The sequence below is a fragment of the [Clostridium] symbiosum ATCC 14940 genome, from assembly GCF_000466485.1.
In the GTDB taxonomy this organism is placed as follows: domain Bacteria; phylum Bacillota; class Clostridia; order Lachnospirales; family Lachnospiraceae; genus Otoolea; species Otoolea symbiosa.
Window position 1 is genome coordinate 427 of record NZ_KE992974.1, and the last position, 17643, is coordinate 18069.

Below are 17643 nucleotides of genomic sequence, written 5' to 3' on the forward strand. Positions count from 1 at the left end.
CGTCCCGGCGGCGTCCTCACCTGCTTAACTAAATTATTGAATGCTGTGACCTGTGCGTGAAGCATGAAAGTCACCATTATCCAATATCAATATGATTATTATTCCCCGGCTGCTGCCGCTTCGTTAATTACGGAACCCGCATCTTCCGTCAGTTCAGAGGTACAATGAGCACATTTTGTTGCTCCGATTGGAATCTCGCTCTTGCAAAACGGACAAATTTTCGTTGTCGGTGCTGCCGGCGCTGCTTCCTTATTATGTACCATTTTGGATGAAAGTGCATTCATCGCTTTCACGAGGCAGAATATAACAAGGGCCATAATCAGGAAATTGATGACCGCCGTCAGGAATTTTCCATATTTCAATGTAACATCACCCATGATGTTCAGCGACAGCTCATCGAAATTCAAACCTCCGAATATCCCCAGAATCGGTGAGAGGATATCGTCTACCAGAGATGTGATAATGGAAGAAAAAGCGCCTCCAATGATAACACCGACTGCCATATCCATCACATTGCCGCGGCTGATAAATTTCTCAAACTCGTGAATAAAACCTTTACCCTTTCCCATTTTTTTCCTCCTTTGAATATTATAACTGCAGCCAGGAATACTGGCCGTCCTTGTTTAACATTTTAGCATGAAATAACGTTTTTCTCAATAACTCTACCTGAATGTTCTAATTGCTACCAAATTTCCCCTATTTGTTCCAAAGCAGCTCCATCTTGTTGACAAAGCAAATCCTGCTATTTATACTTTAGGTCACCGCCTTTAATAAAATAGACGCCTGCCAATTCAGCAAACGCCTATCAAAACATTATATTTCCTTTTAGCTTTTTATTATCTCCTTACTTATTTAAGAAAATCATTGTAAATGCCGGAATATAGGTAATCAGAAGCAGTACCACGATAAGAGCCAGCAATGGCTTCAGAATCTTCCGGGTCAGCTCTTCTATCGAGACTTTTGAAATAGAGGAGGATACAAACAGGTTGATGCCGTATGGCGGACTGCAGAAGCCTATCGCAAGGTTCATTGTCAGCATAATTCCGAAGGTTACCGGGTGCATCCCGATGCCTGTGCAAATTGGAAGCAGAATCGGCGTCAGGATAATTGTGGCAGGAATGTTATCTACGAACATGCCCACAATCAGCAGGAAAATATTAATAATCAAAAGAATCAGTATCGCATTGCCGGTCAGTCCGAGAATCCCCTGTGCTATCATATTCGGTATCTGCGCCATTGTCAGAAATGCCGCAAATACGGTGGAAAAGCCGACCATAAAGGTAGTCGCGCCGTTTACCACAATCGCATCCTTAAAGGACTGATAAGCTCCTTTGATATCCAGCTCTTTATAGACAAATACGCCTATAATAAAGGAATATACAACTGAAATAACGGCGGCTTCAGTCGGAGTGAAGAAGCCGGAGTAGATTCCTCCCAGGATAATGACAGGGGAGAGGATGGCCCAGAATGCATCCTTGAATGTCTTCCATATCTCAGCCGGGGTAGATGCCTTCTCCTTTCCTCTGTACCCGTTTTTCTTCGATACAAAATAACAGACGACCATAAGGGCAATTCCCATCATAATTCCCGGCAGAAAACCGGCGGTAAATAAATCCGTAATAGAGGTGCCCGATACGACCCCATAAATTACGAACGGGATTGACGGGGGTATGATTACGCCGATTGTTCCGGCCGCTGCGGTCAGGGCTGCACTAAAGGGCTTATTATATCCGTGACTCACCATTTCAGGAATCATAAATGCCCCCACGGCCGATACGGTAGCAACTGCGGAACCTGAAATCGCCGCAAAAAACATGCATACGATAATTGTAACCATTCCCAGTCCGCCCGTAACATGGCCGATCAGGGAATCGAAAAAGTTTACCAGGCGCTTGGCGATCCCGCCGCTGCTCATCAGATTGCCTGCCAGCATAAAAAACGGGATGGCCAGAAGCGGAAAGGAGTCAACTCCCGTGATGGCCTTCTGGGCTATGATGATTAGCGGAATATCCGAATAGTAATAGATGGCGATTAAACTCGAAATACCAATTGCATATCCAATCGGTACCGTTAACAGCAGCAGTACAAAAAAACTTCCGAATAATACAAGTGCACTCATACGTCAATTTCCCCCTCTTCTTCCCTTTTCCCCGTGAGCTTCTTCCAGTCTCCGGCCAATACGCCCAAAAGTCTTAAACAAACCAGAAATGATGCGATGGGAAACGCCATGTAAACATAGACAAGCGGAAGCTGCAATCCCGAAGATGCCGCATTCCTGGCTGCCATTGAAACGAGAAGCTCTTTACCGTTCAGCACCATATAGGCGCAGAATAAAAACCAGATAAAATCGGCAGCCAGCCCAATGACCGCTTTTAATTTCTCACTTTTCATAAAGGAATAAATCAGCGTAACACGGATATGCTCGTTGTATTTCAGTGCAGTACTGGCTCCCAGCCATATCTGCCAGATAAATATGTAACGTGACAGCTCCTCGGACCAGGTCAGAGAATTTTTAAATACCGTTCTCATAATAACCTGCAAAAATACGAGAAGCACATTACAGACCAGACTTATAATCAAAAGATACTCTTCCAGATTGTTATAAATATTGGTGAATTGAGATAAAATACTTTTTTTCTTCATGCCCTCTCCTTTAACAGCTTTGCCTTATTGTCCATATTCCTCAGCCATTGAGAATATTTCCTCCCCGAATTCAGCTTTATATTTCTCATACATCGGAGCCAGAGCCTCCTTAAATGCGGTTTTTTCTTCCGGTGTAAGCGTATTAACCTGCATTCCGGATTCTTTTAGCTTATCTATGTATACCTGGGTATCCTGAAGCTCCATCTGGCGCTGCTGTTTGACAAATTCAGCCGCCGCCTCGGTGACAATCTGCTGCTGTTCCTGTGACAGCCCGTCATAGAAGTTTTTATTAATAATAAAGCCAAGAAAGTTATTCACATGCTCCGTGACGCTCAGGTATTTCTGAACCTCCTGCAGCCTGCTTGCATATATCAGCGACGGAGGATTTTCCTGTCCGTCCACGGTATTCTGCTGAAGGCCGGTAAACAGTTCGTTAAAGCTCATCGGCGTCGCACTGGCACCCAGCGTATTAAAAAAGTCGATAAAGACCTGATTTTCCATCACCCGCATTTTAAGACCTTTTAAATCTTCCGGTTTTGTAATCGGACGCACGTTATTTGTCATGCTCCTAAGTCCGTTATAGGAGTATCCCAGGCAGTGGATTCCCACCGTTTCAAGCTTCTCATTGAAATAATTTCCCATATCGCCGTCCATTGCCGCAAAAGCGCTCTCCGCCTTGTCAAACAGCCACGGCATATCCATAATCCCGAATTCCGGAGAATAGGATACCAGAACGGAAGTGGACGGCAGGGCTGCCTGCAAAGTTCCCATTGCGACTGATTCCGTAAGCTCCGAATCGCCTCCCAGGGCGCTGTTCGGATAAATCTCTACTTTGATTGTCCCTCCTGATTTTTCTTCCACAGCCTGTTTAAAATATTTTACCAGGGCCTGATGGGTTGAACGGTCCTCCGCTTCCACATGGCCAATTTTAATTGTGACCTGACCTGAACCTGCTTCCAGGCTCCCTGCCGCGTTTTCCCCCGAACCTGCGGCTGCCCCCTGAGCTTTACCGGTCTGATTCCCTGCATTCCTCCCACAGCCTGCAAGGCTGAATACCATTGCTGCAGCTAATGTCAGAGCCGCGGCTTTTTTGACTCTCCTCATGATGTAATCCTCCTTTAGTTTACTCTTTCCCATAACGATAACCTGCGCGCACCTCGCACAAGCCACCGCCTTCAATAATATCGCTCCCAGAGCGGTGTTACTTTGTTGAACGCATACTTGTATTCAACTTGTATAATCTAATTATACATATAGTATTTTTAATGTAAATTAACATCTCGTAAAGGTTTTATTTATTAAATAATAAATTATGTATTATTCTGTTGTTTTTCATTCCATATTCATTATTCCCTACCGCCGCGGAACGTTTTTTATTTAACAGGAGTGCTTTCCTGTCAAACGATAGCCTGCACGCTCCGCGCACAGGTCACCGCCTTCAATAAAAAAGGCGTTCTGCAAGCCATAATATACAGCTTGCAGAACGCCTTTCCAAACACCCTGCTCCGACTCTTATTTATTTCTTATCTGCCTGTCTCTCCTCTTTTTCATCCGCAATATTTCTGGATTGCATTCTCGATCATCTTCGCACACCTCTTTATCGCCGGTACGTCTTCTTCGGTAAACGGCGAAAGAGGCAGTCTTGCCCGGCCGATATCAATCCCCTGGATACGGAGGATTTCCTTCGCCACAGAATACATATTTCCATGGCAGCCCGTCATGGTGAAAATAATATCATTGACGGCATGCTGAATCTCCCCTGCCTTCTTTACATTTCCATCCTCTATAAATTGATTGGCTTTTAAGAAAAGCTCCGGCATCACGGAATAGGTTCCGCCGATTCCGCCGTCCGCACCAATTATACGGCCGGCTACAAACTGTTCGTCCGGCCCGTTGAAGACAGCGAAGTCCTCGCCTCCGACACGCTTAAACCGTTCAATGTCCTGGGCAGGCATCGAAGAATTCTTAATTCCACGCACTTTGTCATAAGCCAGCATTTTCTTAAATAAATCCATGCTGAGCGCGTAACCTGTCGTTCCCGGTATATTGTAGATGATAAAATCCAGATCTGTTGCGTCAATCATCGCCTTCCAGTACTGCTCAATGGAATGCTCCGGAAGCTTAAAGTAGATGGGAGGGATTGCCGCCAGTGCGTCCACACCGCAGGAAGCCGCATGCTGCGCCAGCTCCACGCTCTCTCCGGTGGATGTGGCCGCCACATGGGCGATGACCGTTACTTTTCCTTTTGCCTCTTCCATGACGCTCTCCAGAGCCAGCATTCTCTCTTCCTTCGTCTGATAGATACATTCCCCCGAGCTTCCGCAGACATACAGACCGTCTACGCCCTTCCCGATCAGAAATCTGGCCATAGCCCTGGTACGATCGGGGCTTATCCTTCCGCTGTCGTCATAGCAGGCATAGAATGCCGGAAAAACACCCCTGTACTTATCAATTTTACCCATTTCTTTTCACCTCTTTGTTCTTGATATTATCCGGCATCTCACCTTTGAAAAACCGAATGATCGTATCGGCCATAATATTCTGTGAGCGGTAACCGGATTCCGCCGACTCAGCCCCCATGTGGGATGTTATAAAGACGTTATCCATCGTGAGAAGGGGATTTCCTGCTCCTGTCGGTTCGCAGGCCAGCACATCCAGCCCTGCACCGCGGAGCCGGCCGCTTCTGAGCGCACGGATTAAATCCTCCTCCTTCACCACGCCGCCGCGGCAGGTGTTGATAAAGTAAGCTCCCTCCTTCATCCTGTCAAACAGACGTTGATCCACAATCTCCCTTGTACTGTCATTGAGCGGGATATGAAGGCTGACAATATCGCTGGATGAAAAGACTTCCTCCATGGAATCGGCTGCTTTTACAGGATACTGTGACTCATCGGGCCTGACAATGGGATCGTATGCCAGGATATCCACCCTGAAACCGGACAGCAGCCTGACAAGCTGTCTTGCGATATTGCCGAATCCGACAATTCCCACGGTCTTACCGTCCAGCTCATTTCCGGTAATCCCCACCGGCCAGATATTATTTCTTCCCTTTTCCACACATTGGCAGAAACGCCTTCCCAGGTTCAGAATGTGGAGCAGTGCCACTTCAGCCACTGCGGCAGAGTTAGCTCCCGGCACATTAGCCACACAGATGCCTGCATCGGTAGCGGCAGATAAATCGACATTATCTATGCCTGCTCCATAGCGCATGATGAGTTTCAAGCTTCCGCTTACCTGCGGAAGTGTCGCTTCATTCCACCGCTCTGCCGTGCTGACTACCGCATCTGCCTGCCTTCCCTGTTCGATAATCCCCGCCGTATCATCCGCAGACACCGTCCTGTATCTGACGTCAAATCCGGCATCCGTAAGCCGCTTTTTCAGAGTGGAAGTATCCACCTGCGTTTCCTCTAAATTAATCCATACCGTTTTTCCCATTCTTTTTCACCTCTCGGCAAGCCGTTATCCTTTATTTGATCGACTCGCTGATCTCTTTGATATCGGCATTCATTTTTTCCATGGCCTGTTCCGGTGTCGCCGCCCCTGTCACAACAGAATTTGAGCATCTCAGCCACCGGATACGTAAAGTAATGTTTGATTCCCACTACCATGCCGTCCAGTGTCTTTGCCGGATAGCCGTAATAACCGCCTGCATTCTTGGCATAAGCCACTACCTGGGCATTGATGCCTTCCTTCCAGAAATCGTTCTCCTCGGCATCTTTGAAAATAGGTGCAAAAACGGGGGCCGTAATTTCGAGATAGGAATTCTGCCAGTCCTTATCCAACATGAATTTGATAAAATCCTCAGCCGTATCCATATCTTTACAGCTGTTCATAATCTGCCACCCGGTGATAAAGCCCATATGCTGGCTGTTGTCCGGTCCATCCGGCATATTTAACGCTACGGTATTCTCAAATATTTCTTTATACGCTTCGTCGGCCTTTAATGCATTGTATAATGTCGGGGCATTAAATACGATTGCGGATTCGCCCATCAGATAGGTGGTGTTGTTTCCGCCCGGATCCCAGGTTGTTGCAGACGGCGGAATAATCTCTTTATTGTAAAGATCCGCGTACTTCTCAATCATTGCTTTTGTCTTTTCATTTGGAACGGCAGGGCCTCCCTCTTCATTGAACAGATAAGCTCCATAGTTCCAGAGGAGCGTACGGAAGGTATTCTCACAATCCTCATCAGTCGGGCCGCATCCTATGCCGAGTCCGTAGATACCGTTATCCGGGTCCGCCACTTTTTCAGCCACTTCGAATACTTCATCCCAGGTCTCCGGATATTTTGTAATTCCCTTTGCTTCCAGCATGTCTGTTCTGACGAACATCAGGCAGGTAGAACTTGTGAAAGGAACAAAATAATTTACTCCTCCATATTTGGCTCCCTCATAAACGGAATCAAAATAGGGACGTTTTTCATTGATTTCATCCACCAGCTCCGTAACGTCCACGTTCGGAATATTGGGATAATAATTAAGCGCCCGGTTGCCCGAGGTCAGCGTAATGTCGGGAATATTGCTTCCCGCCTCAATAGCGGCATTCAACTTCGGGACAAAATCCGTTGCGGAAAGAAATTCAAACTGGACCTCTACGCCCTTCTCCTGTGCGTACTGCTCCACCCTCTTTTGCAGAAATGTGTTGGCATCATCGCTGAACACTTTCTCCAGCCATACTCTGAGAACCTTTTTCTCTGAGGACTGCCCGGACTGTGCCTGCGCCTCTGCCTTGTCTGTCTGGCCATCCGCCGTCGCGCTCTTACCGCCGCAGCCGGCCAGCAGGCTCACTGCCAATACGGATGCCGCCATAATTGAAAACAAACGTCGTTTCTTCATAAAGTAACCCTCCTCTTTTTTATGTAAACCGTTTTACGGTTTATCTTTATTGATGCGGTAACCCGTGCACAGTGCGCAGGTTATCGTTAACCTTTCACACCTCCGGCTGCCTGATCCCCGGAAAGGAAACCGGAAGAAAGCGTATATATCACAAGTATGGGCAGACATCCGATGATGGCACCAGCCATTATCTGTCCCCACGGATACAAATCTCCAAAGATAAGGCCTGCAATGATAAGAGGAAATGTCTTCATACTCTCCTGTGTCACATTCACCAGCGCATACAGATACTCACCCCAGCACATCGCGAAGGCAAAGATAGCGGTTGACACAATTCCCGGAAGCGCCAGCGGAAAGATGATTCTGTACATGACCATGAACCGGCTGCATCCGTCCATAATTGCCGCCTCCTCGATATCATAAGGGATTGACGCAATATGGGGAATCAGAATCCAGGATACATACGGCAGTGTAAACGTCGGATAAATCAGCATCAGCCCCCAGATGCTGTCGGACAGCCCCACTAATGAAACAAAAATGTAAAGCGGGATATACAGGACGGATGAGGGGAGCAGGTAGCAGAATAATATCGTTTTTGAAAACATCTCTTTCCCCTTAAACTTAATCCTGGCTATCGCATAGGCTGCCGGATAGGCAATCCCTATGGAAAATATGGTCACTGCTCCGGCAATTACCAGACTGTTTTTCAAAGCGTTAACAAATTTCGTTTTAAACAGCAGGTAAGAAAAATTGTCAAGAGTCGGTTTCTTTGGTATCAGCGTGGGAATCTTGCTGTATACCTCCCCCTGAGTCTTAAATGCGGTATTCAGCATCCAGTAGATGGGAAATAAGGCCGCCAGAAGAAACAGGAGGATCATAATCCGGTGCAGAATCTTTATTGCTTTGCTATTCATATTCATCCTCCCGTCTATTCGTTATTTAATGTCTTCTTACTGATAAAATGAATCAGTATCAGGAAGACAGGCATTGCGAGAACTGAAACGGCTATACTCTTACCAAGCTGCATACTTGCCATTGCCGTTTTGTAGCTGTAAACATTCATAACCTGGGTGGAGCCGTTTGGACCTCCTCCCGTCATCAGCCAGACCGTTTCAAATTCGTTGATGGTCCAAATACATGACATCAGAGTTGACAGCAGAAGCGTATCTTTTATCTGAGGCAGCGTTATGTAGAAAAAGCGCTGGAAAACGCCTGCTCCGTCAATCTTGGCCGCCTCATAGTAATCGTCCGGAATTGTCTGCAGCTTTGCCAGGATTGAAATGCCGAAGAAAGGAGTCCCCCTCCACACATTGGCAATCACAATCGTAATCAGAGCCAGCGTCGCCGTCCCGAACCATACGATATCTTTTTCAATCAGCCCGGCGCTTTTCATCAGGTAATTCACAATTCCCCCGGTAGAGGAAAACAGCCATTTCCAGTTCAGAACGGCTACCACGTTGGGAAGTGTCCATGGGATTAACAGAAGCGCCCTGACCAGATTCCTGCCTTTAAACTCAACGTTCAGCATCAGAGCCATGACGGTTCCGAAGAACAATTTAAATATCAGTGAGAATACAGTGAACTTCAGGGTTACCATAATGGAGTCCCTGTATGTCGGGTCTTTTAAAAGCTTAATATAATTCGTAAATCCGATAAAGTTTCCGGTTCCTCCAATCGCCTTATTGGTAAAGCTCAGCCCGATTCCCCATATCATCGGACCGAACAGCACACAGATTAGATATACTGCTATCGGAATATTGATTAGATAGGGAAAGCTTTTTTTCTTAACCCCTTCTCTTCTTTCTCTTCCCATTCCACACTTCTCCTTTTTACCTTCCTTATTTCTTTATTGTTTTCCCCGTATTATGTCTCCTGTGTAATCTTGTTTTGACTGCTTCAGGTTGATTTTACTATAGCACAAGCAAAAATATTTTTCAATACATTTAAAAATAAAAAAATATTTTTTATTTTTATCGTAAACGATGACCTGCACGCTCCGCGTACAGGTCACAACCATCAATAATACCCGCAGATACAAAAACAACGGGTTTCGATACGAAACTGACCTTGTTCTCATCTGCGGGCAAAATAATTCCCGGTAAATTTCTATTATATAGTCTGTGCCGATCCGGCAGCGGTTATCATGCGCGCTTTCCCTGATGCGGCCCACGCTGTCCGGCGGTTACTTCAAAATCCAGAGTCCCCCGCCCGGCGCCGTTCACAATAAGCGTAACCGAATGGGTTCCGGGATAATGCGTTCTGGTACTTGCATCTGCAAAAGAATGTTTTTTTGTGTAAGCCTTCCTTTCATTTTCCTTTAAGGACAGCTCGGATATCTGGAATATCTTACGGCTTCTGCTGCCATTTGCTTTTACATAATCAATTCCGTATTCCAGACGTATCCTGGCCGCTTTATGGGCCTCCACCGAAAAGGAAAAGGTTATATTGCCGCCAATGCAAACAGACGCCGACTCCAGTGCAAAACCCTCTGCCTTTACACAGCCGGCATCGGCAAACCCAAAGATATCCAGCACATCCCTGTTTCCCTTTTTAAGCAGCGTCCTGCAGCCATGCTTTACAATCCAGTCCGTATCCCTGTTGTTACCGTACCATTTCTTTGTAATGTCCGCAACCAGGCCAGGATGCGTCTTGGAAATGTCGTTCAGGTTATTAGCCACGCTTTTACGGACATAGAGCGACGGATCTGCTTTCAGCCGCTCTAAAATCACGAGAACCGGCGCCGGGTCTCTTTTAAAACCGGTCAGGGCTTGTCCCCACGGCAGCTGCGGGCGGCAACCCTCACTGGCAAGCCGCCGGACATGTTCGTTGTCATGTCCGGCCCAGGCGGCCATCTGTGCCATCATACGCTTTTCATGGTTTATGATAAACGGCCTCACGGCAAACTCTGATGTGGAGAATTGTGTATACCGTTCCAATGCATCAATGGACAAATCCCAATAACTCTCGTTCTGCCCATACATCTCCACAAAATCCGGAAAGTACATTAATGTAAAGTCGTTAAATCCATCCGGATATCCCGCTGTAACCTTGTCAATAATGCCAAGCGCCTGCTCGTAATCATCCGGCAGATATCTTCCTAAATTCAGGGTGATTTGCCGCATGCGGGCTTTCAGTTCTAACCCCTCCCATGTTTCATCCATTATGCCGTTCAGAAAATCCTTCACCCGAAATGAAGGATATACGGCTCTAATGCTCAAAGCCAGCTCGTAAAGAGACTCATCATTATATCTGTTTTTCAGTAACTCCGGCATATGTTTCCCCCCCCCCTTGGAGCTACGCTCTAGTACAGTTTATCGAGAACGGCGCCGGATGTTTTTTGGTTATTCTCACGGCAATTTTCGAAATGCCTGCGGTAATACTCCGTATATACCAAATCAATCAGGAAGAGCTGGCTGATCTCCGCTGAAGTGGAACCGCCCTGCAGGGGGCCTTCATTCGCTCCGCAAAGCAGCGTCACATCGGAAAAAGACGTCAGGGGAGATTTTACAAAACGTGTAATGCAGATTGTGCTGGCTCCGGCCTTTCTGGCTATCTCCGCAACCTGGATTGTATCTTTTGTGGCCCCTGAATAGGAAATCATCACGGCCGCATCTTCCGGCCCCAATGTAGCCGCCGCCATTGCCTGCATGTGGGAATCCTGCAGACAGTAAACCTTCGGCTCAATCCGAAGAAATTTATTCATCGCTTTCATCGCCGCCAGTCCGCTGGCGCCGACACCAAAGAAATATATCTTCCTGGCCCTGTCCAGAATATCGATAGCGTTCTCAAAGGTCTCGCGGTCCAGAAGGGAGTATGTCTCCTGTAAGGCTGAAATATTGGTGTTCAAAACCTTCTGCGACAATTCGGTAAATGTATCGTCAAGCTCCACATCTCCGGTCAGTTGGCTGTGCTTTTTGCCTCCGTCGCCGAGATCCAGTGATAGCATCATCTTAAATTCCTGATAACCCTTCAGTTCCATCGTCTTGCAAAAGCGAAATACGCTGGTGTCCCCCACGTCACATGCTTCCGCCAGATCTGTGATGGACATGAAAAGTACCTTTTTCGGATTCTGCAGCACAAAATCCGCCACCTTTTTTTCCGCCTTTGTAAATTGATTTGAGGAAGATTTTATTTTAGTCAGAAATTCTTTACTCATAGATTTACCACCCTGTTCCGCTTTCATGTGCTGCCATCCGGTTTTAATCATAATTTTCTCTTCAAACCGGCCGCAGTCCTGCTTTTTTCTCTGCCAGCCAGGCCGCTCCGGTCATTCCGGCGCGGTTGCCAAGACCGGCTTTTCGGATCACGGTTTTTGCATAGCTTTCCATGATCTGGCTTTTCACCCTCTTCTCCACTTCCCGCACCAGATAAGCCTGTTCCATGACGCCTCCGCCCAGGATCAGGCATTCCGGGTTAAAAATATGGATCAGGCTGATAAGGCCGTATACAATTTCGTCAATCCATGTATCTATTATATCTTTAATACGGGGATCATTCAACTGTGCAAACGCTTTTTTTCCACTATTTACCGAAGGTTCCACCTTGGATAAACGCTGTACCAGAGCCGTAACCGATGCATATTTTTCATAACAGCCGCTAAACGGCTCCCCCTCCTTTCTGTCCTCCGGGTGAACTATCACACCTCCGAATTCTCCGGCCGAGTAAGAACTGCCGCGATACAGTTCTTTGCCGAGTATAACCGCGCCTCCCACCCCCGTTCCATAGGTTAAACAGAGAAAATCCCGAAACCCGGCGCCCGCACCGAACCGGGCCTCCCCCATTGCCGCCGCATTTACATCATTTTCCACGGTAACCGGGATTGAAAATTCTTCCTCCAGGATTTTCTTCACATTTGTTCCTGTGTAGCCGGGAATATTATCATTGGCATAGAGAATGCTTCCACGGCCGGCATCCACCTGTCCGGCCGTACTGATTCCGATTGCCCCCGTTTCATCCCCGCACAGCAAACCGGAATGAAGAATTTCCTTCACCTGTCTCATGAGCGAGGCTCCTCCCAGTGATAAATCCGTCGGATATTCCTTGATCTGCTCCAGCCTGGTTCCGTCCCAGACACCGCTTTTTATCATTGTTCCGCCTATATCAATTGCTGCCGTCCTCATACCACGTTCCCTTCCGCTGACCTTTTTTTCTGTATCTCTTTTATCCTGCTCCCTTTTCCTTTATGCTCTGTCTAAGGCCGTCAGAAAATGTCTCGTTATCTCTCTGGGCCTGGTGATGGCCGTCCCTACCACTGCCGCCAGTATTCCGGTCTCCATAACCGCTTTAAACTGCTCCGGCGTCCAGATGCCTCCTTCTGCAATGACAGGCTTTTTAAGCCCTCCCACCAGACTCTCCATCATCGTAATATCCGGCAGGCTTTTACCAGCCGTATAATCCGTATATCCGCTCATTGTAGTTCCTATCAGATCAAAGCCTATTTCCTCCGCATGCATTCCCTCTTCGTAAGTCGAACAGTCCGCCATAAAAAGCTGCTCCGGATATTTTTTCCGGACACGGCTGAAAAAGTCATCCAGGCTTTCCCCTTGGGGACGCATACGAAGTGTTCCGTCCGTAGCTATAATATCTGCCCCGCAGGCAGCCAGCGCATCGATTTCCTCCATCGTAGGCGTTATGTACACGGAGGAGTCTGCATAGACCTTTTTGATAATTCCAATCACCGGCAAATCTACCGTCTTTTTTATTTCCCGGATATCAGCTACCGAATTAGCCCGGATTCCGACTGCTCCGCCTTCCATCGCAGCATAGGCCATCCTCGACATAATATAGGAGCTGTGAAGCGGCTCCTCCGGAAGTGCCTGACAGGATACAATCAAACCTCCTTTTATCCTTTCTAAAATTTCCTTTTTCATAACACACTTCTCCTTTTCCTAAGCTTTCTATTATAAAAACCGGCTGCTTCCCGGCGCCGTATTCCGCCTAACCTTAACTATTATCTTTATTCCCACTATACCATATCAAAAAATATTTTTCAATATTTCAAAATAAATAAAAATTTTTTCTATTTCCATTGATTTTATCTTTTCTTTCTGATAAGCTCAAATCAGCAAGGCTGAAACCGCCGCTTATGGGGAAGGCCCTGTGCCGAAACAGACGGACGCTTTGATGAGAATACCCGGTGGACCTGTCTTCTGCAGGCGAAGCTCGGGGATGAATACCTGATTCTGGAGGAAGGTTTAGGCGGCCGCACCACCTGTTTTGACGATCCGACTCATGAGGGACTCCGCGGGCTGGACTATATTTCTCCCTGTCTGCAGACACATGAACCGGTTGATCTGCTGATTATCATGCTTGGTACCAATGATACAAAAGAGCGGTTCGGCTGCTCTGCGGAGAGCCTCGGAAACTGCATGAAACGCCTGATCCTGAAAGCCGCTTCCACTCCGTACTGCTGGCGGGGAGCAGAACCAAATATTTTAATTGTGACGCCGAAAAACATCGGCATTGAATATGAAGAAACGCCTGCCGCATCGACCATGGGCAAAGGCTGTTCTGAAAAATCGGCAGGACTGTCCCACTGGTACCGTCTTATTGCCGGCCAGACAGGCTGCCACTATTTTGATGCCAACACCGTAGTCAGTGAAAACACGCCCAAAGACTTTATACATCTGAGTAAAAAAGGCCACGCAGAGCTGGCTAATGCGCTGGCCGGTTTCATACCGTCCCTGTTTCAATGATACCCCTGTACCATAAGGAGAAATCCCGCTTCCAGAGCCTAAAAACGGTTCCGGCCTCTCCCTGAAGAAAGACCGGAACCGTTTTACCTATTTGTTTAATTATCACGCTTCGGAAATGTTTCATATTCTGCGAAGCTAAATACTACTCTTTTTCTGCTGCCACCGCTACTGCAATGCTGAGTTCCTCAAGCTGCTTTTCATCAACTGCGGCCGGCGCCTCCATCATCAGACACGATGCGTCTTTTACCTTCGGGAAAGCGATTACGTCCCGGATGCTGTCGGCTCCCACCATCAGCATCACCATACGGTCAAAACCGTAGGCAAGTCCTGCGTGAGGCGGCACTCCGTACTTGAATGCATCTAACAGGAAACCAAACTGCTCATTTGCTCGTTCCGCTGTAAAGCCGAGAACCTCCAGCATTTTGGACTGTACGTCGGCCTGATGGATACGGACAGAACCGCCGCCCATCTCCGTACCGTTCAGGACAATATCGTACGCCTTGGCACGCACTGCACCCGGATCGGTATCAATCAGAGGAAGATCCTCTTCCATCGGCATTGTAAATGGATGGTGAACCGCCACATATCTGCCGTCCTCCTCCGAGTATTCAAACAGAGGGAACTCGGTTACCCAGAGGAACCGGAAATCGTCTTTTTTAAGAAGATCCAGCTGTCTGGCCAGTTCCAGACGAAGGTTTCCGAGAACATCGAATACCACCTTGTCCTTGTCGGCTGCAAATAACAGCAGATCGCCTGGTTTTCCGTCCATGGCCCTGACAAGGGCTTCCAGTTCTTCCTCTGTCATAAACTTGGCAAATGAAGATTTATAGCTGCCGTCCTCCTGAATCGCCAGATAGGCGAGGCCTTTGGCTCCAAAGCCTTTGGCATACTCGACCAGGGCGTCAATCTTCTTACGCGGCATGGCTCCCTGTCCTTCTGCATTGATACCGCGGACGGAACCGCCGTTTTCCAGCGCTCCCTTAAATACGACGAACTGACAGTCTTTTACCGTATCCGATACATTCTTAAGCTCCATCCCAAAACGCAGATCCGGTTTATCGGAACCAAAACGCTCCATGGCCTCACGCCATGTCATCCTCTGGATAGGAAGCTGCAGGTCATAATCACAGATTTCTTTAAATAATGTCTTTAACAGTCTCTCATTGACGTCCAGCACATCCTCCACATCAACGAAGGAAAGCTCCATATCGATCTGTGTAAATTCCGGCTGTCTGTCCGCACGGAGGTCTTCATCACGGTAGCATCTGGCTATCTGGAAATAACGGTCATATCCGGAACACATCAAAAGCTGCTTTAAAAGCTGGGGAGACTGGGGAAGCGCATAGAACTCTCCCGGATGAACACGGCTTGGAACGAGATAATCGCGCGCGCCCTCCGGCGTGCTCTTAATAAGCGTCGGTGTCTCGATCTCTAAAAAGCCCTCTTCCGCCAGGAATTTCCTGGTCAGGATGGCCACGCGGCTTCTTATCATCAGATTCCTCTGAAGGTCAGGCCTGCGCAGATCCAGATAACGGTATTTCAGACGAAGCTCCTCCTTCGTTCTGGAATTCTCCTCGATTGGGAACGGCGGTGTCTCCGCCTCCGCCAGAACGCGAAGGGAATTAGCCCTGATCTCAATCTCTCCTGTCTTCAGGTTTCCGTTGACCGCTCCGGAGCGTGCCTCCACTTTACCGGTAACAGCGACAACAAATTCGCTTCTGAGTCTTTCTGCTTTTGCAAAGCTTCCGGCTCCGCAATCCGATTCCTCGAAAATGATCTGCAAGATTCCGGAACGGTCTCTCAAATCCACGAAAATAATACCGCCTTTATTTCTGCTTTTCTGAACCCACCCCATCACCGTCACTGTCTCACCGATATTCGCGGTGGACAGTTCCGTACAGCGGTGGGAACGTTTGAGTCCTGCCATTGATTCTGCCATGATGTTTGTTTCCTCCTGATTATTGTCTGAATATCTGTTTCTCTGTATTCCTGTATCTGCCGCTCAAACGATAACCTGCACGCTCCGCGCACAGGTCACCGCCATCACTTAAATAGAATCTTTATAAAATTCCACGAATTCTTCGAATCCTTCTTTGGCAAGCTGCTCCTTCTGGAACTTCTTGTTCTTATTCATCTGGGCAACGGCCACTCTGACTCCCTTTGCCCTCTCTTCCTGGGCTGCCTTCACCACTTTCCCAAACTGCTCTTTATTGAGGCCTTTCTCAAACAGGTAGGCTTTCTTGCCGACCGTGGACGGAATCTTAAAGCCGCTGTCCATCAGGATCGTAATGATACGCTCAAAGCCGATTGAAATTCCGCAGGCAGGAGTATCCACGCCGGTGAATTTTCCAATCAGTTTATCATAGCGGCCGCCTCCTGCAACAGAACCGCCGAAGCCTTCCATTGCAACCTCAAAAATGGTGCCTGTATAGTATCCCATTCCCCTTACCAGAGTCGGGTCAAATTCAAGGCCGCATTTTACATCGTTGATCTCACTCACTGTATCCATAATATAGGCGAGGTTTTCCGCCTTTTCCGGATCCATGACGGAGCTAAGTGTCTCGCCGAGTTTTCTGACGCCTTCAGCGTCGTTTTGGATTCCTGCGAGAAGCTCTACATATTTATCAACGGATTCTTTGGCATATCCGGCTTCCAGAAGCTCCGCTCCCACGCCTTCAAGGCCAATCTTATCCATTTTGTCAAGGATAATGAATACACGGTCTGTCTCATCCTCCGGGAAACCGCTGTAATCGGCCATGCCCTTTAAGATTGCGCGGTCATTGACGCGTACGGTAAAGCCGTTGTCAGGACAGATTCTGGTAAGCGCCTTTGTAATCGCCAGAATTGTCTCAATCTCAGCCAGGTTTGTACCGTCACCAAGAATATCAATATCGCACTGCACAAACTGTCTGAAGCGGCCCTTCTGCGGTTTGTCGGCGCGCCATACGCTGCCGACCTGAAGCGCCTTAAACGGAGTTGTCAGATTGGCTGCATTATTGGAATAATAACGGCAAAGCGGCACCGTCAGATCATAGCGGAGTCCCTCCTCCACCAGATCAGCATCCGAATGGGCCGTCTCCAGGTTCAGTTTTTCACCTCTTTTTAAAATTTTAAAAATCAGCTTCTCATTATCGCCGCCCTGTTTGCTTGTCAGATTTTCGATATGTTCAACACAAGGAGTCTCGATTGAGGAAAAACCATATCCTCTGTAAGTATCTTTGATGATATTCAAAACATAATCTCTCAGTTCCATCTCTGCCGGAAGAACATCCTTCATTCCGGTTACCGGTTTCTTCTTTAATGCCATAGCTTTTTCACTCCTTAATCTGTTATCATACTTTTATTGTTTCACTCTGCCTGACTTATATTAGAATCGTAACTACTAAATTACTATTCATAGTAGCAGACATTAATAATTTTGCAAGCACTTTTTCTTAAATGGAGATTTAACTGAGGTTTGGAGGACGCGT

At 47.5% G+C, this 17643-nt stretch carries 15 protein-coding genes and 1 pseudogene; 1 reads left to right on the forward strand and 15 read right to left on the reverse strand.

What is annotated here, in order from left to right; genetic code table 11:
- Positions 1 to 98 precede the first annotated feature (98 nt).
- The 13 genes from mscL to CLOSYM_RS16245 all read right to left on the reverse strand — a co-directional run bounded on the left by mscL (position 99) and on the right by CLOSYM_RS16245 (position 13348).
- Complete coding sequence (mscL, locus tag CLOSYM_RS16185) at positions 99 to 569, reverse strand: large conductance mechanosensitive channel protein MscL (RefSeq protein WP_003501632.1); 471 nt, start codon at positions 567 to 569, stop codon at positions 99 to 101.
- Positions 570 to 844: 275 nt separating this feature from the next.
- Positions 845 to 2119 (reverse strand): TRAP transporter large permease, encoded by a 1275-nt coding sequence (locus CLOSYM_RS16190; protein WP_021642937.1) that lies wholly within the window; start codon positions 2117 to 2119, stop codon positions 845 to 847.
- The gene (locus CLOSYM_RS16195; RefSeq protein ID WP_009295736.1) at positions 2116 to 2643 is read right to left on the reverse strand and encodes a TRAP transporter small permease; all 528 of its coding nucleotides are present in this window, start codon (positions 2641 to 2643) and stop codon (positions 2116 to 2118) included. Before CLOSYM_RS16195 ends, CLOSYM_RS16190 begins: the two co-directional genes overlap by 4 nt.
- A 24-nt stretch (positions 2644 to 2667) precedes the next feature.
- The gene (locus CLOSYM_RS16200) at positions 2668 to 3747 is read right to left on the reverse strand and encodes a TRAP transporter substrate-binding protein (RefSeq protein ID WP_003508613.1); all 1080 of its coding nucleotides are present in this window, start codon (positions 3745 to 3747) and stop codon (positions 2668 to 2670) included.
- A 443-nt stretch (positions 3748 to 4190) separates the two neighbouring features.
- Positions 4191 to 5105, reverse strand: a complete 915-nt coding sequence (locus CLOSYM_RS16205; RefSeq protein ID WP_021642940.1) for a dihydrodipicolinate synthase family protein — start codon at positions 5103 to 5105, stop codon at positions 4191 to 4193.
- Complete coding sequence (locus CLOSYM_RS16210; protein WP_021642941.1) at positions 5098 to 6078, reverse strand: NAD(P)-dependent oxidoreductase; 981 nt, start codon at positions 6076 to 6078, stop codon at positions 5098 to 5100. Before CLOSYM_RS16210 ends, CLOSYM_RS16205 begins: the two co-directional genes overlap by 8 nt.
- Positions 6051 to 7478, reverse strand: coding sequence for an ABC transporter substrate-binding protein (locus tag CLOSYM_RS16215; protein WP_021642942.1), 1428 nt, complete (start codon positions 7476 to 7478; stop codon positions 6051 to 6053). Before CLOSYM_RS16215 ends, CLOSYM_RS16210 begins: the two co-directional genes overlap by 28 nt.
- 86 nt (positions 7479 to 7564) lie before the next feature.
- Positions 7565 to 8392, reverse strand: a complete 828-nt coding sequence (locus CLOSYM_RS16220) for a carbohydrate ABC transporter permease (RefSeq protein WP_003502030.1) — start codon at positions 8390 to 8392, stop codon at positions 7565 to 7567.
- A gap of 14 nt (positions 8393 to 8406) precedes the next feature.
- A complete protein-coding gene (locus CLOSYM_RS16225) occupies positions 8407 to 9291 on the reverse strand; it encodes a carbohydrate ABC transporter permease (RefSeq protein ID WP_003502031.1) in 885 nt (294 codons plus the stop codon).
- A gap of 328 nt (positions 9292 to 9619) precedes the next feature.
- Positions 9620 to 10750, reverse strand: a complete 1131-nt coding sequence (locus tag CLOSYM_RS16230) for a DNA alkylation repair protein (RefSeq protein WP_021642945.1) — start codon at positions 10748 to 10750, stop codon at positions 9620 to 9622.
- Between the two features lie 29 nt (positions 10751 to 10779).
- Positions 10780 to 11634, reverse strand: coding sequence for a MurR/RpiR family transcriptional regulator (locus tag CLOSYM_RS16235; protein WP_024738557.1), 855 nt, complete (start codon positions 11632 to 11634; stop codon positions 10780 to 10782).
- A 61-nt stretch (positions 11635 to 11695) separates the two neighbouring features.
- The gene (locus CLOSYM_RS16240) at positions 11696 to 12598 is read right to left on the reverse strand and encodes an ROK family protein (RefSeq protein ID WP_021642946.1); all 903 of its coding nucleotides are present in this window, start codon (positions 12596 to 12598) and stop codon (positions 11696 to 11698) included.
- A gap of 60 nt (positions 12599 to 12658) precedes the next feature.
- Positions 12659 to 13348 carry an N-acetylmannosamine-6-phosphate 2-epimerase gene (locus tag CLOSYM_RS16245; protein ID WP_021642947.1) on the reverse strand — a complete coding sequence of 230 codons (690 nt, stop codon included), beginning with the start codon at positions 13346 to 13348 and terminating at the stop codon, positions 12659 to 12661.
- Between the two features lie 228 nt (positions 13349 to 13576).
- Here CLOSYM_RS16245 and CLOSYM_RS16250 point away from each other — a divergent pair.
- Positions 13577 to 14173, forward strand: a pseudogene (locus tag CLOSYM_RS16250) (GDSL-type esterase/lipase family protein); the annotation flags it as partial.
- 142 nt (positions 14174 to 14315) lie between these two features.
- Here CLOSYM_RS16250 and aspS read toward each other — a convergent pair.
- Together aspS and hisS are read right to left on the reverse strand one after the other, a co-directional pair.
- Positions 14316 to 16112 (reverse strand): aspartate--tRNA ligase, encoded by a 1797-nt coding sequence (gene aspS / locus CLOSYM_RS16255; protein ID WP_003508594.1) that lies wholly within the window; start codon positions 16110 to 16112, stop codon positions 14316 to 14318.
- Positions 16113 to 16220: 108 nt separating this feature from the next.
- The gene (gene hisS, locus CLOSYM_RS16260; RefSeq protein WP_021642951.1) at positions 16221 to 17480 is read right to left on the reverse strand and encodes a histidine--tRNA ligase; all 1260 of its coding nucleotides are present in this window, start codon (positions 17478 to 17480) and stop codon (positions 16221 to 16223) included.
- Between the last annotated feature and the right edge of the window lie 163 nt (positions 17481 to 17643).

Coding starts and splice junctions, on each gene's coding strand:
- mscL (WP_003501632.1), bottom strand. CDS start 569: ATGGGAAAGGGTAAAGGTTTTATTCACGAGTTTGAGAAATTTATCAGC.
- CLOSYM_RS16190 (WP_021642937.1), bottom strand. CDS start 2,119: ATGAGTGCACTTGTATTATTCGGAAGTTTTTTTGTACTGCTGCTGTTA.
- CLOSYM_RS16195 (WP_009295736.1), bottom strand. CDS start 2,643: ATGAAGAAAAAAAGTATTTTATCTCAATTCACCAATATTTATAACAAT.
- CLOSYM_RS16200 (WP_003508613.1), bottom strand. CDS start 3,747: ATGAGGAGAGTCAAAAAAGCCGCGGCTCTGACATTAGCTGCAGCAATG.
- CLOSYM_RS16205 (WP_021642940.1), bottom strand. CDS start 5,105: ATGGGTAAAATTGATAAGTACAGGGGTGTTTTTCCGGCATTCTATGCC.
- CLOSYM_RS16210 (WP_021642941.1), bottom strand. CDS start 6,078: ATGGGAAAAACGGTATGGATTAATTTAGAGGAAACGCAGGTGGATACT.
- CLOSYM_RS16215 (WP_021642942.1), bottom strand. CDS start 7,478: ATGAAGAAACGACGTTTGTTTTCAATTATGGCGGCATCCGTATTGGCA.
- CLOSYM_RS16220 (WP_003502030.1), bottom strand. CDS start 8,392: ATGAATAGCAAAGCAATAAAGATTCTGCACCGGATTATGATCCTCCTG.
- CLOSYM_RS16225 (WP_003502031.1), bottom strand. CDS start 9,291: ATGGGAAGAGAAAGAAGAGAAGGGGTTAAGAAAAAAAGCTTTCCCTAT.
- CLOSYM_RS16230 (WP_021642945.1), bottom strand. CDS start 10,750: ATGCCGGAGTTACTGAAAAACAGATATAATGATGAGTCTCTTTACGAG.
- CLOSYM_RS16235 (WP_024738557.1), bottom strand. CDS start 11,634: ATGAGTAAAGAATTTCTGACTAAAATAAAATCTTCCTCAAATCAATTT.
- CLOSYM_RS16240 (WP_021642946.1), bottom strand. CDS start 12,598: ATGAGGACGGCAGCAATTGATATAGGCGGAACAATGATAAAAAGCGGT.
- CLOSYM_RS16245 (WP_021642947.1), bottom strand. CDS start 13,348: ATGAAAAAGGAAATTTTAGAAAGGATAAAAGGAGGTTTGATTGTATCC.
- aspS (WP_003508594.1), bottom strand. CDS start 16,112: ATGGCAGAATCAATGGCAGGACTCAAACGTTCCCACCGCTGTACGGAA.
- hisS (WP_021642951.1), bottom strand. CDS start 17,480: ATGGCATTAAAGAAGAAACCGGTAACCGGAATGAAGGATGTTCTTCCG.